The following is a 14,847-nucleotide window of genomic DNA, read 5'->3' as shown; positions in this document are numbered from 1 at the left end:
GCGGCCGGGGAAGCCATTGCCCCCGGCAATCCTCTCTCGTACAAGTGGCGCAAACGCCCGCCGATCCGAGAGCGCCCGCATGTCCTCCCCCCATCGCCTGACCGCCGTCGATGAATTGAGCCTGGAGGCGGCGGCTGCCGACCATGCCGCCCTGGTGGCGGAGATCCATCATCACCGCGCGCTCTATTACGCCAAGGACGCGCCCGCCCTGACAGATGCGGAATATGACAGGCTGGAACAAAGGCTGGCGGCCATCGAGGCACGGTTTCCCGAACTGATGACGGCGGACAGCCCGACCCAGACGGTGGGGGCCGCCCCATCGTCAGGATTCGGCAAGGTCAGGCATGCCGTTCCGATGCTGTCGCTTGCCAACGCGTTCGAGGATGCGGATGTCAGTGATTTTGTGGGCCGTGTCCGCCGCTTCCTGAACCTGTCCGATGAAACGGCGGTGGCCTTCGTGGCGGAGCCCAAGATCGACGGGCTGTCGCTGTCGCTGCGCTATGAGAAGGGCAGGCTGGTCCAGGCCGCGACCCGTGGCGACGGGGCGGAAGGGGAGGATGTGACGGCGAATGTCCGCACCATCCGCGACATCCCGCATGAGTTGCAGGGCGACGCCCCCGATCTGGTGGAGGTGCGGGGCGAGGTCTATATGACCCGCGCCGATTTCATGGAATTGAACAAGGCACAGGCGGAGAAGGGCGACAAGGTCTTCGCCAATCCCCGCAACGCCGCCGCCGGTTCCCTGCGCCAGCTAGATAGCAGCATCACCGCCGGAAGGCCCCTGCGCTTCTTTGCCTATGCCTGGGGCGCCCTGTCGGCACCGCTGGGCGCGACGCAGTGGCAAAGCCGGCAGCGGCTGGGCGATTTCGGCTTCACCCTGTCGGCCCCGTCGCGCCTGTGCACGGGGGCCGACGAACTGCTGGAATATTACCGGGAGATCGGGCGCAGCCGCGCCGAGCTGCCCTTCGACATCGATGGTGTCGTCTACAAGGTGGACAGCCTGGCCCTGCAGGAACGGCTGGGCTTCATCTCCCGCTCCCCGCGCTGGGCCACGGCCCACAAATACCCGGCGGAGCAGGCGACGACGCGGCTGAACAATATCACCATCCAGGTGGGCCGTACCGGCGCCCTGACGCCGGTGGCGGAGCTGGAGCCGGTGAATGTCGGCGGCGTGGTGGTCAGCCGCGCCACCCTGCACAATAAGGACGAGATCGAGCGTAAGGATGTCCGCGTCGGCGATCTGGTCATCGTGCAGCGGGCCGGCGACGTGATCCCGCAGATCGTCGGCTTCGTGGCGGAGCCCGGGCGGGAACGGGCCGAACCCTATGCCTTCCCCGAATGCTGTCCTGAATGCGGTTCCATCGCCGTGCGGGAGGAGGGGGAGGTGGTAACCCGCTGCACCGGCGGCCTGGTCTGCCCGGCCCAGGCGGTGGAGCGGCTGCGCCATTTCGTGTCGCGCAACGCGTTCGACATTGAAGGGCTGGGGATCGAGCGTATCCAGCTGTTCTTCGAGCAGGGGCGCGTGAAGCAGCCGGCCGACATCTTCACGCTGGAGAGCCGTGAGGAGGAAAGACTCGACCGGCTGGTCAGCATGACCGGCTTCGGCAAGAAATCGGTGGAGAAGCTGTTCGCCGCCATCGAGGCGCGGCGCACCATCGCGCTGGACCGGTTCATCTTCGCGCTGGGCATCCGCCAGATCGGGGAGGCGACGGCCAAGCTGCTGGCCCGCGCCTATCGCACGGCGGATAACTGGCAAGCCCGCATGATCGCCGCCGCCGCCGAGCGGGCGGAAAAGCGTGAGGAGAAGAAGCCGGAACTGGTGGGCGAGGCCTATGCCGAACTGTGCGGGATCGAGCAGATCGGCGTCAGCGTCGCCGACGACCTGACCGACTTCTTCCGCGAACAGCATAATCTGGACGCGCTGGCAGCATTGCTGGCGCAGGTGAGGCCGGTGGAATATGTGCCGCCAGCCGCCGCCGCCACGTCACCCGTGGCGGGCAAGACAGTGGTGTTCACAGGCACCCTGGTCACCATGGGCCGGTCGGAGGCCAAGGCCAAGGCGGAGGCGCTGGGCGCCAAGGTCGCCGGTTCCGTCAGTGCCAAGACCGATTATGTGATCGTCGGTGCCGATGCCGGGTCGAAGGCCGCCAAGGCCCAGGAACTGGGCGTGACCATCCTGACCGAAGAGGAATGGGCGGCGCTGATCGGGGGGTAAAGGAGCCGGGATGGGGCCGGTGCGGCGCGCCTCAGCAGGGCAGCAGGTTTGCCGGCTCGATATCGCGCAGGCCACCCGCAGGCAGGCTGGCGGTCTGGTAATAGGAGACGGCGAACAGGTCCAGTTCCAGTGACAGGCTGCGCCGGCCGCAGCGGCGGGCAATGCCGGATATCAGGGTTTCCAACGAAACCCCCTCCAGCACGGCGATATCCTCCAGCGCGTCCCAGCATTCCTGGCTGATGCAGGCACTGACGCGCCGCCCATCGACGGTGAATTCACGCCGCCGCTGTTCGTAGGAGGTCTGCCCCAGAATGCGCAGAAGATTCTGCACCGGTCGGGAACCCTGCTTGGTTAATCGACACCATATTTATACAGGCACTGGCGTTGGAACGCAAAAGCCGATCAGTATATTTCGTATACGTTCCGAACGGCGGAGCCAGTCGTTAAACGCAGGCCCCGTCTCGTGCTTCACGTAACCCGTCGCGCGCCAGCTGGTCGGCGCGTTCATTTTCCACATGGCCGGCATGGCCCTTGACCCAGTGGAATTCGACGGTGTGGCGGGCGACCAGCGCGTCCAGGCGGCGCCACAGATCCTCGTTCTTCACGGGGTCCTTGGCGGCCGTCTTCCAGCCATTCTTCTTCCAGCCATGGATCCAGGTGGTGATGCCGTTCTTCACATACTGGCTGTCGGTATGCAGCCGCACGGGCACCGGCCGCTTCAGGGATTCCAGGGCGCTGATGGCGGCCATCAGTTCCATGCGGTTGTTGGTCGTGTCGGGTTCCCCGCCCTTCAGTTCCTTCTCTGTGCCGTTCCAGCGCAGCAGCACGCCCCAGCCACCGGGGCCGGGATTGCCCGAACAGGCACCGTCGGTGAAGGCGTCGATCACATTGTCCGTCACGGCCGCACCCTCCATCACCGGTCCAGCCCGTAATCGGCGACGTGGCGGATCTGCTGATGGAAGCGCAGCTTGTGCAGATATTCCAGCGGGTCCTTGCGCTTGACCATGGCGCCGGCCGGGGTGTTCAGCCAGTCATAGAGGCGGGTCAGCAGGAAACGGATGGCGCTGCCGCGCGCCAGCACCGGCAGGGCCGCACGCTCCATGTCCGACAGCGGTCGCACCCGGTCATAGCTGGCCAGCAGCATCCGCGCCTTGGTGACATTGAACGACCCGTCCGCCTCGAAGCACCAGGCATTCAGGCAGATGGCCACGTCATAGGCGAACAGGTCGTTGCAGGCAAAATAGAAATCGATCAGGCCCGAGAGCTTGCCGTCGCTGAAGAACACATTGTCGGGGAACAGGTCGGCATGGATGATGCCGGCCGGCAGGTCCCGGGGCCATGCCCCTTCCAGATAATCCAGCTCGGCCGCCAGCGCGTCGGCCAGGCCCGGCTTCACCTCGTCCGCGCGCCAGCGGGCGGCCTCGAACAGGGGGCGCCAGCCGGAAACCGACAGCGAATTGCGCCGGGTGATGGTGAAGCCCTCCCCCGCCAGATGCAGGCTGGCCAAGCCGCCGCCCAGACCCGCGCAATGCTCGGCCAGGATGCGCCGCGGCCACATGCCCTTCAGGAAAGTGACGATGACGGCGGGCCGGCCGCACAAGCTGCGCAGCGCGACGCCGTCGGTGCCGGCCACCGGCTGCGGGCAGGTCAGGCCGCGGGCCGCCAGATGGTCCATCAGGCCCAGGAAGAAAGGCAGGTCCGCCGGGTCCACGCGCTTTTCATACAGCGTCAGGATATAGGGACCCTTGTCGGTCACCAGCAGGAAGTTGGAATTCTCCACGCCCTCCGCGATGCCCTTGCAGGACATCACCGCGCCCAGATCATACTGGGCGACGAACGCGCGGACATCTTCGTCGGAGACTTCGGTATAGACGGCCATGGCCGGATGGGTAGCGGGTTCCGCCGGCCGGGTCAATATCGACCCGGTGCGGCGGAACCACCAATGCCAGCTTACGCCGCATTCAGCGCCGGATAGTCCAGATAGCCCTTTTCATCCCCGCCATAGAAGGTGGCACGATCAGCGCTGGCCAGTGGGGCATCAAGACGGAAGCGCTCGACCAGATCCGGATTGGCGATGTAGGGAACGCCGAACGCGATGGCGTCGGCCGCACCCTCCAGGATCAGCCGGTCACCCACGTCACGCGTGATGCCGCCATTCAGGATGAAGGGCCCCTTGAATGTCCGGCGCAGCAGGCCGGCCACGCGGGTGGCGCTAGGCGGCGGGCTCATCATATGGTCATCGACCAGCGGTTCGATCACATGCAGGAAAGCCAGATCGAAGCGGTTCAACTGTTCGGCGGCATAGCCGAAGGTGGCTGCCGGGTCGCTGTCCGACATGTTGTGATAGGCGCCGTTCGGGCTGAAGCGGATGCCCACGCGCCCGCCGCCCAGCACATCGGTGACGGCTTCCACCACCTCCAGCATGAAGCGGTTGCGCCCTTCCACCGACCCGCCATAGCGGTCGGTGCGCTGGTTCGACCCGCTGCGCAGGAACTGGTCGATCAGATAGCCATTGGCGCCATGCAGTTCCACCGCGTCGAATCCGGCCGCCCTGGCATTCTCGGCCGCCTTGGCGAAGTCGGCGACGATGGACGATATCTCGTCCGTTTCCAGCGCACGCGGCGTCTCATAGTCCAGCATACCCTCCGGCGTGAAGGCCTGGCCGTCGGGCTTTATGGCGCTGGGCGCCACGGGAAGGGCGCCGCCCGGCTGCAACACCCGGTGCGACAGCCGGCCGACATGCCAGAGCTGGGCCGCGATGCGCCCGCCGGCCGCATGCACGGCATCGGTCACGTCGCGCCAGCCAGCCACCTGCTCAGGGCTGAAGATGCCGGGCGTGAAGGCATAGCCCTGGCCCTGCTGGGTGATCTGGGTGCCTTCGGTGATCAGCAGGCCGGCGCTGGCGCGCTGCACATAATATCTCGCCGTGGCCTGGGTGGCGACATCGCCCTTGCCGGCGCGCGACCGGGTCATGGGCGCCATGATGACGCGGTTGGGCAGGTCGAGTGCGCCCAGGCGCAGCGGCGAAAGCAGGTTGGTCTGGCTCATGTGGGAAAACCCCGAAGCAGGAAGTTGCGGCGCGTCACGACCGTTTGCGGCGGCGCACCATGGTTCATGCATCCAGGTGTAGCGACGCCGGTGATCGCGACAAGTGACGGCGGTCACCGGCCGCATTTCGTTATGAAACCGTGACAGGCATGCATGACCATTCGCATTTCGCGTGCGATGCGATAGGATAGATTGCGGGCCGCCTCCGTGCCCGCGCCACATCACACGAGAAGATGGTTTCGCTCGAACTCGCTGCGGTCCTGTTCCTGATCCTGTTGAACGGGTTCTTCGCCATGTCGGAACTGGCCGTGGTCTCGGCCCGCAAGATCCGGCTCCAGCAGATGGCCGAAGAAGGCAGCCGTGGCGCCAGAACCGCGCTGGCCCTTCAGGAAGATCCCTCCCGCTTCCTGTCCACGGTGCAGATCGGCATCACGCTGATCGGCGTCATCAATGGCGCCGTGGGCGGCGCCACCCTGGCCGACCGGCTGGCCCCAGTGCTGGACGCCGTTCCCGCCCTGGCCGGCTATGGGGAAACGATGGCCATCGCGCTGGTGGTCATGGCCATCACCTACCTGTCGCTGATTGCCGGCGAACTGGTGCCCAAGCGCATCGCGCTGAACAATGCCGAAGCCATCGCCAGCTTCGCCGCCCCCATCATGCGCTCGCTGTCGCGCGCCACGGCCCCCTTCGTCTGGCTGCTGGGTGCCAGCACCGAAGCCATGCTGAAGCTGCTGCGCGTGCCGGAGAAATCCGAGCAGATGGTGACGGAAGAGGAGGTGAAGAGCCTGATCGCCGAAGGCACGGCCACCGGCGTGTTCGATCCCGGCGAGAAGCGGATGATCGAGGGCGTGATGCGCCTGGCGGACCGCACGGTCCGTTCCATCATGACGCCGCGCCCGGAAGTGATGTGGCTGGACATCGATGACGAGCCGGAAAACATCAAGCGCGAGATCCGTGAAACCAGACACAGCCGCTTCCCCGTCTGCCGGGGTGATTTCGACGATGTCATCGGCGTCATCCATACCAAGGACCTGCTGCACCGCCTGCTGCTGGGCGGGACGTTCGAGCTGCGCGCCGATGTGCGCGACGCCCTGGTCGTGCATGACGGCACGGAGGTCATGCGCCTGCTGGACCTGTTCAAGAAGTCGGGCGAGCAGATGGCCATCGTCGTGGATGAGTATGGTACGGTGGAGGGCATCACCACCCTGACCGACGTGCTGGAAGGCATCGCTGGCGAACTGCCCGACGAGGGCGGGGAGGATAGCGACATCGTCCGGCGCGCGGATGGCTCGCTGCTCATCGACGGCATGATGGCCGTGGAGGAAGTGGAGGCGCATCTGGGCCTGAAGAGCCTGCGTGACGAGGATAGCGGCTATCACACGCTGGCCGGCTTCCTGCTGTTCAAGCTCGGCCGCATCCCCACCGCCGGGGAATATGCCGATCATGACGGCTACCGGTTCGAGGTGGTGGACATGGATGGACGGCGCATCGACAAGGTACTGGTGATCCCCACGTCCGACGCCTAGTGCGCCCTTCCGGGCGCCGCCGCCGGCGCCATGCATTCGCCCCGTTTTAAGGCCCTGTGGCGGATGATGCGACCTACAGGCTGCTGCATCATCCCTGAAATCGCCGCAATGCGGGCGCATCAGCTTGTCCGGTCGGTGACCCGGCCCTATCCTGGCCGCCGATCCCTGAAAACGCCGTTGCCGGACCTGTCGCCTTGAGCACCCTGAACGCCCCGCCCCGTTTCCGTCCCGCCGCCGCACCGGCCAAGCGCAGCCCGCCCGGTTCGCCGCCCGGCGGCAACGGCAATGGCGGCGGCGGTCCTGGCGCCGGCGGTCCGCCCCGGGAGCCGGAGAAGGGCAAGACCCCGCGCAAGGCCAAGGCGGGGCGCAAGACCTGGGGCCAGCGCATCCTGTCCGGCCTGATCGTCACCGGCATCTGGGGCGTGATCGTGGCCGCCGGCACTGTGGCCTATGTCGCCCATGACATGCCCAGCATATCCGAAGTGGCCACGGCGACGCGCCGCCCGGCCATCACCCTGGTGGCGCTGGACGGCACGGAGTTCCAGCGGTTGGGCGATCTGCGCGGGGAAACGCTGGATGCCAGCGAACTGCCCAAGCATTTCATCCAGGCCCTGGTGGCGACGGAGGACCGGCGCTTCTTCAGCCATTTCGGCGTCGATCCTCTGGGCATCCTGCGCGCGGCCTATGCCAACCATCAGGCGGGCCGCACGGTGCAGGGCGGTTCCACCCTGACCCAGCAGCTGGCCAAGAACCTGTTCCTGACGCCCGACCAGAATTTCAAGCGCAAGGCGCAGGAAGCCCTGCTGGCGGTGCAGCTGGAGGCGACCTACAGCAAGGATCAGATCCTCACCGCCTATCTGAACCGCGTCTATCTGGGTGCCGGCACCTTCGGCGTCGATGCCGCCGCCCGCACCTATTTCAACAAGTCGGCACGTAACCTCAGCCTGCGCGAATCGGCCATCATCGTGGGGTTGCTGAAGGCGCCGTCCCGCTATGCGCCTACCGCCAGCCTGAACCGCGCCACCCAGCGCATGGGCGTGGTGCTGCGCGCCATGCTAGACGAGGGCTATATCACCCCGGCCCAGTATGATGCCGCCATGGCCGTGCCGCCCGTGCCGGCCCGCAAGCAGGATGAGGATGGCGACGGCCGCTATTTCGCGGGCTGGGTGGCCGACCAGCTGCCGGCCTTCGTCGGCGCCGATCATGGCGACCTGGTCGTCTACACCACCTTCGACCCCGGTCTGCAGCGCATGGCCGAGCAGAAGGTGGTGGAGATGCTGAAGGGACCGGGGGCCGAGGCCAAGGTCAGCCAAGCCGCCGCCTTGGTCATGACGCCCGATGGCGCCATCCGGTCGATGATCGGCGGCCGGGATTACAGCAGCAGCGAGTTCAACCGCGCCACCCAGGCCCTGCGCCAGCCCGGCTCCGCCTTCAAGCCTGTCGTCTATCTGGCGGCGCTGGAGGAAGGGTGGGGCGAGGATAGCACCATCCTGGACGCGCCCTATCGCAAGGCCAAATGGAACCCCGGCAATTATGACGGGCGCTTCCGGGGCGATGTCAGCCTGCGCGACGCGCTGGCCCATTCGCTGAACACCGCCACCATCCGGCTGGCGGAAGCCGTGGGCATCGACAATGTCCGCCATGCCGCCAAGCGCCTGGGCCTGACCACGCCCATGCGCCGCGACCTGTCGCTGGCGCTGGGCACGTCGGAGGTGACGCTGCTGGACCTGACCGGCGCCTATGCCACGCTGGCCAATGGCGGGGAGGCGGTGATCCCCTATGGCATCCTGGAAATCCGCGACGCGGGCGGCGGCATCCTCTATCAGCGCCAGGGATCGTCGGCCGGCTTCGCCGTGGCCGCCCCGCATGTGGAGGCGATGAACCGCCTGCTGTCGGGCCCCGTCACCTATGGCACCGGCAAGGCCGCCATGCTGGACCGGCCCACTGTGGGCAAGACCGGCACCACCCAGGATTACAAGGATGCCTGGTTCATGGGCTATACCGCCGATCTGGTGGGCGGCGTCTGGCTGGGCAATGATGACGGCGCACCGATGAAGAAGGTCACGGGCGGCGGCCTGCCGGCCAAGCTGTGGCATGCCATCATGATGGATGCGCATCAGGGCCTGCCGGCCCGTGGCCTGCCGGGCCTGGGTGGCGCACCGGCGGTGGCGGCGCTGGACGAGCCGACGGCCATGGCCGCCGAACCCGCGTCCGAACTGCCGGCCGATGGCAGCATCGTGCAGACAGCGGAAGGGGCTCCCCCGCCGGAGCCGCCGCCCGCCCAGGAGGGCGGTGATCCCATCGGCGATCTGCTGCGCCGCCTGACGGGACGATGACGCCACGCCCGTAGGTCAGGGCTCGCCTCCGGCTCGACCTGACCTACAGATAGTGTGAATTTTCGCGAAAGATTCGTGATCGGCCAGTTTCACAAGCCCCCAGCCCAGCCGGGTTGGGGGCTTTTTCAATTCCGCGACCGCGCCGGTGGTGGATTTCGCCACTCCTTTGCTGATGTCGCCATCTTCACCAGTCCCGCCGATCGGTGTGTTGGTGAAGAATGGCGGAAATCCGCCATTCTTGGGCGGCGGCAGCACTTGGCACGCTCCTTGCTTTTATGTCGTCATGGCTGAAACGGCCACCGACATTCGAACCCGATGGAGATAACGATGACCACCATGACCTTCTTCGCCAAGCGCGCCGCCCGCACTGCCAAGGTTACCGGCGACCTGAACTTGGCCTCGCTGACCGAGATGGTGCCGGTCCTGGTCGCTGCCCTGGCCGCGGTCATGATGCTGAACCTGATGCTCTGATCACCGTCCCGCCAAATCCCACTCTACCCTGTTCAGAAGGAGCCCCAAAATGGGCCTGATCGATCGCCTCGGTGATGTCATCAACGCCAACCTGTCCAGCCTGCTGGACCGGTCGGCGGACCCGGAGCAGACGCTGAACCAGGCGATCCGGGAGATGGAGGACACGCTGTCCGAAGTGCGCTGCGGCACCGTACGCATGATCGCGGAGAAGAAGGAACTGGCCGCCAACTGGCGCGCCGCCGAGTTCGAGATGCTGGAATGGGAGCGCAAGGCGGAGATCGCCCTGTCCCACAGCCGCGAGGACCTGGCCCGCGCCGCCCTGGGCGCCAAGGAGGAGATCCGCCGCGCCGCCGCCCCGGCCGAGGCGGAGATCAAGGCCCTGGAAACCGCGATCTCGCGGATGACGGAAGATGCCCGCGCCCTGGAGGACAAGCTGGCCGAGGCGCATGCCCGCCGCCGCAGCCTGGCCGCCCGCTATCGCGGTGCCGTCGACCGGCTGCGGGCCCGCAGCAGCCTGTATGATGGCCGCCTGGACGAGGCACTGGCCCGTAGCCGCGAGCTGGAACGCGAGATCGACCATGTGGAAGCCGCCGGCGACGCCCTGTCCATGGGGCGCCCGCGCAGCCTGAAGGACGAGTTCGCGACGCTGGAGGCCAAGGGCCGGATCGAGGACGAACTGGCCGCGCTGCGTAAGCGGGTGGCCGAGCGCAACGGCAACAACGCTGCCTGAAGAGATTGAGCCTACCCCTGGCGCCGGTGAGGGCGACGGGGTCCCGACAGACAGATGGAATGATGGAGAGAAACGTGAGCCGCTATAACCGCCATTTCGACCGCTTCACCAGCCGCTTCCAGGGTGGCAAGCTCTACAAGGACAGTGTCAACGGCATCCTGTTCGGCGTCTGCGCCGGTGTTGCCGACTGGCTGGGGATCAGCCGCCTGTGGGTGCGCATCGCCGCCGTGCTGAGCATGATCTTCCTGGGCGGCACCACCATCATCGCTTACTTCGTGGCGGCCCTGGTCCTCTCCAACCGCCCGGCTGCGGCCAAGTATGACCGCTATGCCCGTGCCTTCGGTGAGGATTACCGGGAGTGGCGCCGTTAACAACGGCGCCGCCCCTGACGCGAGTAAACAGGCGGGCCCCTTGTGACCCGCCTTTTTCTACTCTGCCGCCGCCTTGAACGGTCGCAAGGGCCGGGCGTTGCGGCCGGCGGGGGAGATTTCGGCGACGCTCCAGGGCCGTTTGGCGCCCAGCGCCTCCGCCACGGCCAGCCCGGCCGACAGCCCATCCTCATGGAAGCCGTAGCCCAGATAGGCGCCGCAGAACCAGGTGCGCCGTACCCCCTGGATACGGGCGAAGCCACCCTGGGCGTGGACGGCGGCGGCGTCGAACATGGGATGGTCGTAGATGAATTCCCGGATGCGGTATTCCGGACGCGGCGGCTGGATCGGGTTCAGGGTCACGAATAGCGGGTTCGCCTCGTCAATGCCCTGCAGCTCGTTCATCCAATAGGTGACGGCGACCTTGGCATTGCGGTCGCGGGTGTCACTGGCCAGATAGTTCCAGGCCGACCAGGCCTTGGGTCGCTTGGGCATCAGGGCCGGGTCGCGGTGCAGGTGGGCGCGGTTCAACTGATACCGGAAGGCGCCCAGCAACTGCTTTTCCTGCTCGTCGGCGTCGGTCAGCATGGACAGGGCCTGGTCGGCATGGGTGGCAATGACCGCATGGTCGAACTGGCTTTCCTGTCCGTGCGTATCGCGCAGCAGTACGCCGGCCGGCAGGCGCCGCAGGGCGATGATCGCCCGGTCGGCATGGAACCGCCCGGCCAGCGTATCGGCCAGGATACGCACATAGGTCCGGCTGCCGCCCTTGACCGTAAACCATTGCGGCCGGTTCTTGATCTTCAGCAGGCCGTGATTCTGGAAGAAGCGGATGAAGCTTTGCGCCGGAAAGGACAGCATCTCCGAAATGGTGGAGGACCAGATGGCCGCCCCCATGGGCAGCAGATGGTCATAGATGAAGCGATGGCCATAGCGGCCGGCATCCAGATACTCGCCCAGCGTCATGCCAATGGCCTTGGCATCGCGCAGCAGCTTGGGCGCCTGACGGTAGAAGCGCAGGATGTCGCGCAGCATCAGGTGATAGGTGGGCGACAGCAGATTGCGCTTCTGCGCGAACATGCCGGCCAGGTTGCTGCCCGAATATTCCAGGCGGCCGCGGTCCAGCGAGACGGCGAAACTCATGGTGCAGGGCCGCGACGGCACGCCCAGATGGGCGAACAGGGCGATCAGGTTGGGATATGTGCCGGCGTTGAACACGCTGAAGCCGGTATCCACAGTGATGCTTTGCCCATCCTTGCCCGTCACCTCCACGCTGTTGGAATGACCGCCCAGATCATCATTCTGTTCGAACAGGGTCACGTCATGCCCGTGCCGGTTCAACAGCCAGGCGGCGCTGAGGCCGGTGATGCCGGCACCGATGACCGCGATCCTCATAGCTCCCTTCCTTCACACCCGCTCCGCCGGGGTCCTTCACATCGGCTCCGCCGCATCGGTGCCCCGCATGGCGGCGAAGGCGTCCAGCGCGCGCTGTCGGCCCAGCGCATGGTCGATGACCGGGGCGGGATAGTCGCGGCCGAGCGAAATCCCGGCCCCGCGCAGCACCATCGGCGGTGCCGTCCACGGGGCATGGATATATTTGTCCGGCAAATGTTTCAGTTCGGGTAGCCATTGTCGCACATATCGCCCGTCCGGGTCGAATTTCTGCCCCTGCAGCATCGGATTGAACACCCGGAAATAGGGCGCGGCATCGGCACCGCAGCCGCCGATCCATTGCCAGCCCGCCGCATTGTTGGCCAGGTCGGCATCGACCAGCGTGTCCCAGAACCAGTTTTGTCCCGCCTGCCAGGGCAGCAGCAGATGCTTGACCAGCAAGGACCCAACGATCATCCGCACGCGGTTATGCATCCAGCCGGTGGTCCAGAGCTGGCGCATGCCGGCATCGACGATGGGATAGCCGATGCGCCCCTGCTGCCACGCCGCCAGGGCCGCATCATCGCGGGTCCAGGGGAAGCTTTCGAATTGCGGGGACAGGGGACGGTCTGGCAGGTGCGGGAAATGGTAGAGCAGCGAATGACAGAATTCCCGCCAGCCGATCTCGCGCAGGAAGCTGGCCATCTGCGCCTTGAACGCTTCCGTGCCCGCCGCGCCGGCCTTGCTGGCCGCATGCCAGACCTGGCGGGGGGAAATCTCCCCGAAATGCAGGTGCGGCGACAGGCGCGATGTGCCGTCGATCCCCGGCACATCGCGGCCAGCCGCATAGTGGGCCGCGCCATGGGCCAGGAAATGGGCCAGCCGGGCCGAAGCCGCCGCCTCTCCCACGCCCTCGCCATCCGCCCAGGTGCGGCGGAACCCACCGGCCCAGTCGGGACGGGTGGGCAACAGGGCCCAGTCGGACAGGCTGTCGCCGGCCGGCCGGCCGGGGCAGGGGGGCAGACGGTTCGGGGCGGGCAGGGGCGGTTCCGGGTTGGTCACCGACAGGCAGGCACGCCAATAGGGGGTGAAGACCTTATAGGCGGTGCCGGCCCCGCTCAGCACCTCCCACGGTTCGTTCAGCATCCCCGCCTTGAAGCTGGTGGCCTTGATCCGGCCCTTCAACGCCGCCTTCAGGCGCGAATCGCGGTCGATGGCAAACGGCTCGTAGCAGCGGTTCCAGACCACTTCCACCGCCCCCGTACGCGCCGCCAGATCCCCGATCACCGCGTCGCCCGGCCCGCGCAGCAGCAGCAGCGGGCTGCCCAGCCGTTCCAGCGCCGCCGACAGATGCGTCAGGCTGTGATGCATCCACCAGCGCGCCGCACCGCCCGCCTTCCACGCGCCCGGCGTGATGTCGTCCAGCACATAGACGGGCAGCACGGGCCTGCCGCTGGCGGCGGCATGGGCCAGGGCCGGGTTGTCGGCCAGACGTAGATCCTGGCGAAACCAGACGATGATAGGGGCTTGGCCGGTCATCGGCCGGGCTTGGCGCTGGCGGCTGCAATCTCCCGCCGCGTGGCGGCATCGGCCGACAGGCGGGTGCTGGGCAGGGGGAACAGCCGGCCGGTACCCAGCATCCAGGCCTGGAATGGCCGGTGCAGCAGGCCGGATATGGCTGGGTCCAGTACGTTGAGCCCGCCCGCATAGGCGCCGAAGGCCGGCAGGATCATCCGCCGTCCATCGCCGGCGAAACAGCGCGCGCTGATCCATTTGCCGCGCACCACCGTGGCGGCCTTGGGATGGTAATGGCCGGAGATTTCGCCCGCCGCCTGCGTCGGGTTGGTCGCCGCCTCATGCCGCAGGACCAGCGGGCCTTCGTGCAGCTCATCCGGCACGACGGTCCCGCCCCAGCCGGGCGGCGGTGCTGGATCATGATTGCCGGCAATCCAAACCCAGTCATGGGCCGCCGTCAGCGCCGCGATGCGCCGTCCGTCGGCGTCCGACACGCGGCCCGCCGCGTCGCGATCATGGAAGCTGTCGCCCAGGCAGATGACACGCGTCGGCTTCCAGACAGCACACAGCGCCTCCAGCCGCGCCAGGGTGGCGGCGGTATCGTAGGGCGGCAGGAACTGGCCATGCCGCGCGAAGGCCGACCCTTTCTCCAGATGCAGGTCGGCAACCAGCAGCCAGCCACGGGTGGGCCAGAACAGGGCACCGGCGGGGTCGGCCTTCAGCGTGGCGCCATTCAGCAGGATGTCCATCAGGCGGACCTCAATCCAGGGTGACTGTCCCGTCCTTGGCCAAGGGCCAATAGGGATTGAAGGCGATTTCCCAGTAATGGCCGTCGGGATCGGCGAACATGCCGCTATAGCCACCCCAGAATTGGTCGGCTGGCGCGCGCACCAGCCTTCCGCCCTGGGTCAAGGCGAAGGAAACCAGCCGGTCCACCTCTGCCTTGTCATGGACATTGTGGGCCAGCATGGTCGGGCCATGCGCCGCCTTGCCAGCGTCATCGCCGATCTCCTTGTCGTAAGCCGCCGCTTCCAGCAGGCCCAGCCCCATGCCGCCCATCTGGAAGAAGACGAAGGCTGGCTGGCTGCCGGATGCCGGCCGCCAGCCCAGCCCCTCGTAGAAGTTGCGCGAACGGGCCATGTCGGTGACGCGCAGGGTGACCAGGGTAATGCGCTGTTCCATGGCATGGCTCCTCGCTTCGGCTGTTGCCCATTCACCCACAGCGGCGGACAAACCGCAAGGGTGGCGGTGGGTTTGGTATCCGTCC

Annotated in this window: 15 protein-coding genes; 6 read left to right on the top strand and 9 right to left on the bottom strand. The window is 66.8% G+C overall.

The window, feature by feature from the left end:
- Positions 1-79: 79 nt before the first annotated feature.
- The gene (gene ligA, locus AC1Q7F_RS08000) at positions 80-2,215 is read left to right on the top strand and encodes an NAD-dependent DNA ligase LigA (protein ID WP_492505524.1); all 2,136 of its coding nucleotides are present in this window, start codon (positions 80-82) and stop codon (positions 2,213-2,215) included.
- A gap of 31 nt (positions 2,216-2,246) precedes the next feature.
- On the opposite strand, the gene AC1Q7F_RS07995 is transcribed toward ligA, so the two are convergent.
- The 4 genes from AC1Q7F_RS07995 to AC1Q7F_RS07980 all read right to left on the bottom strand — a co-directional run bounded on the left by AC1Q7F_RS07995 (position 2,247) and on the right by AC1Q7F_RS07980 (position 5,263).
- On the bottom strand, positions 2,247-2,546 hold the full coding sequence (locus AC1Q7F_RS07995; RefSeq protein WP_492505522.1) for a ribbon-helix-helix domain-containing protein: 300 nt from the start codon (positions 2,544-2,546) through the stop codon (positions 2,247-2,249).
- 112 nt (positions 2,547-2,658) lie between these two features.
- Positions 2,659-3,129 (bottom strand): ribonuclease HI, encoded by a 471-nt coding sequence (rnhA, locus tag AC1Q7F_RS07990; protein WP_492505520.1) that lies wholly within the window; start codon positions 3,127-3,129, stop codon positions 2,659-2,661.
- Positions 3,129-4,094: a homoserine kinase gene (locus AC1Q7F_RS07985; protein WP_492505717.1), complete on the bottom strand. Its 966-nt coding sequence runs from the start codon at positions 4,092-4,094 to the stop codon at positions 3,129-3,131. Before AC1Q7F_RS07985 ends, rnhA begins: the two co-directional genes overlap by 1 nt.
- 71 nt (positions 4,095-4,165) lie before the next feature.
- A complete protein-coding gene (locus AC1Q7F_RS07980) occupies positions 4,166-5,263 on the bottom strand; it encodes an alkene reductase (protein WP_492505519.1) in 1,098 nt (365 codons plus the stop codon).
- A 233-nt stretch (positions 5,264-5,496) separates the two neighbouring features.
- Between AC1Q7F_RS07980 and AC1Q7F_RS07975 the strand changes: the two genes are divergently transcribed.
- Both AC1Q7F_RS07975 and AC1Q7F_RS07970 read left to right on the top strand, forming a co-directional pair.
- The gene (locus tag AC1Q7F_RS07975; RefSeq protein WP_492505517.1) at positions 5,497-6,789 is read left to right on the top strand and encodes a hemolysin family protein; all 1,293 of its coding nucleotides are present in this window, start codon (positions 5,497-5,499) and stop codon (positions 6,787-6,789) included.
- 194 nt (positions 6,790-6,983) lie between these two features.
- The gene (locus AC1Q7F_RS07970) at positions 6,984-9,125 is read left to right on the top strand and encodes a transglycosylase domain-containing protein (protein WP_492505515.1); all 2,142 of its coding nucleotides are present in this window, start codon (positions 6,984-6,986) and stop codon (positions 9,123-9,125) included.
- 15 nt (positions 9,126-9,140) lie between these two features.
- Here the strand turns inward: AC1Q7F_RS07970 and AC1Q7F_RS07965 are convergent, their stop codons facing one another.
- Positions 9,141-9,380, bottom strand: a complete 240-nt coding sequence (locus AC1Q7F_RS07965) for a hypothetical protein (RefSeq protein WP_492505513.1) — start codon at positions 9,378-9,380, stop codon at positions 9,141-9,143.
- 72 nt (positions 9,381-9,452) lie between these two features.
- Between AC1Q7F_RS07965 and AC1Q7F_RS07960 the strand changes: the two genes are divergently transcribed.
- From AC1Q7F_RS07960 to AC1Q7F_RS07950, 3 genes are all read left to right on the top strand, one after another.
- Positions 9,453-9,596, top strand: a complete 144-nt coding sequence (locus AC1Q7F_RS07960) for a hypothetical protein (RefSeq protein WP_492505511.1) — start codon at positions 9,453-9,455, stop codon at positions 9,594-9,596.
- 49 nt (positions 9,597-9,645) lie between these two features.
- Positions 9,646-10,326: a PspA/IM30 family protein gene (locus AC1Q7F_RS07955; RefSeq protein ID WP_492505509.1), complete on the top strand. Its 681-nt coding sequence runs from the start codon at positions 9,646-9,648 to the stop codon at positions 10,324-10,326.
- Between the two features lie 74 nt (positions 10,327-10,400).
- Positions 10,401-10,697 (top strand): PspC domain-containing protein, encoded by a 297-nt coding sequence (locus AC1Q7F_RS07950; RefSeq protein ID WP_492505507.1) that lies wholly within the window; start codon positions 10,401-10,403, stop codon positions 10,695-10,697.
- A gap of 57 nt (positions 10,698-10,754) precedes the next feature.
- Here the strand turns inward: AC1Q7F_RS07950 and AC1Q7F_RS07945 are convergent, their stop codons facing one another.
- From AC1Q7F_RS07945 to AC1Q7F_RS07930, 4 genes are read right to left on the bottom strand one after another with little or no spacing between them, the layout of a single operon-like run.
- A complete protein-coding gene (locus AC1Q7F_RS07945) occupies positions 10,755-12,089 on the bottom strand; it encodes an NAD(P)/FAD-dependent oxidoreductase (protein ID WP_492505505.1) in 1,335 nt (444 codons plus the stop codon).
- Between the two features lie 36 nt (positions 12,090-12,125).
- Positions 12,126-13,604, bottom strand: a complete 1,479-nt coding sequence (locus AC1Q7F_RS07940) for a cryptochrome/photolyase family protein (protein WP_492505503.1) — start codon at positions 13,602-13,604, stop codon at positions 12,126-12,128.
- Complete coding sequence (gene pdeM, locus AC1Q7F_RS07935) at positions 13,601-14,329, bottom strand: ligase-associated DNA damage response endonuclease PdeM (protein ID WP_492505501.1); 729 nt, start codon at positions 14,327-14,329, stop codon at positions 13,601-13,603. The genes AC1Q7F_RS07940 and pdeM overlap by 4 nt, the downstream gene beginning before the upstream one ends.
- A gap of 10 nt (positions 14,330-14,339) precedes the next feature.
- Entirely contained in the window at positions 14,340-14,762 is a 423-nt protein-coding gene (locus AC1Q7F_RS07930; protein ID WP_492505499.1) for a VOC family protein, read from the bottom strand.
- Positions 14,763-14,847 lie beyond the last annotated feature (85 nt).

The organism is Niveispirillum sp. GW835-FHT14G11 (assembly GCF_058793615.1).
This window is presented reverse-complemented; position numbering and strand designations above follow the sequence as displayed.

Bases quoted from the DNA above. Each gene is read 5' to 3' on its own strand.
- AC1Q7F_RS07960 (WP_492505511.1), top strand. From the start codon at position 9,453: ATGACCACCATGACCTTCTTCGCCAAGCGCGCCGCCCGCACTGCCAAG.
- AC1Q7F_RS07945 (WP_492505505.1), bottom strand. From the start codon at position 12,089: ATGAGGATCGCGGTCATCGGTGCCGGCATCACCGGCCTCAGCGCCGCC.
- rnhA (WP_492505520.1), bottom strand. From the start codon at position 3,129: ATGGAGGGTGCGGCCGTGACGGACAATGTGATCGACGCCTTCACCGAC.
- AC1Q7F_RS07940 (WP_492505503.1), bottom strand. From the start codon at position 13,604: ATGACCGGCCAAGCCCCTATCATCGTCTGGTTTCGCCAGGATCTACGT.
- AC1Q7F_RS07985 (WP_492505717.1), bottom strand. From the start codon at position 4,094: ATGGCCGTCTATACCGAAGTCTCCGACGAAGATGTCCGCGCGTTCGTC.
- pdeM (WP_492505501.1), bottom strand. From the start codon at position 14,329: ATGGACATCCTGCTGAATGGCGCCACGCTGAAGGCCGACCCCGCCGGT.
- AC1Q7F_RS07955 (WP_492505509.1), top strand. From the start codon at position 9,646: ATGGGCCTGATCGATCGCCTCGGTGATGTCATCAACGCCAACCTGTCC.
- ligA (WP_492505524.1), top strand. From the start codon at position 80: ATGTCCTCCCCCCATCGCCTGACCGCCGTCGATGAATTGAGCCTGGAG.
- AC1Q7F_RS07930 (WP_492505499.1), bottom strand. From the start codon at position 14,762: ATGGAACAGCGCATTACCCTGGTCACCCTGCGCGTCACCGACATGGCC.
- AC1Q7F_RS07980 (WP_492505519.1), bottom strand. From the start codon at position 5,263: ATGAGCCAGACCAACCTGCTTTCGCCGCTGCGCCTGGGCGCACTCGAC.
- AC1Q7F_RS07975 (WP_492505517.1), top strand. From the start codon at position 5,497: ATGGTTTCGCTCGAACTCGCTGCGGTCCTGTTCCTGATCCTGTTGAAC.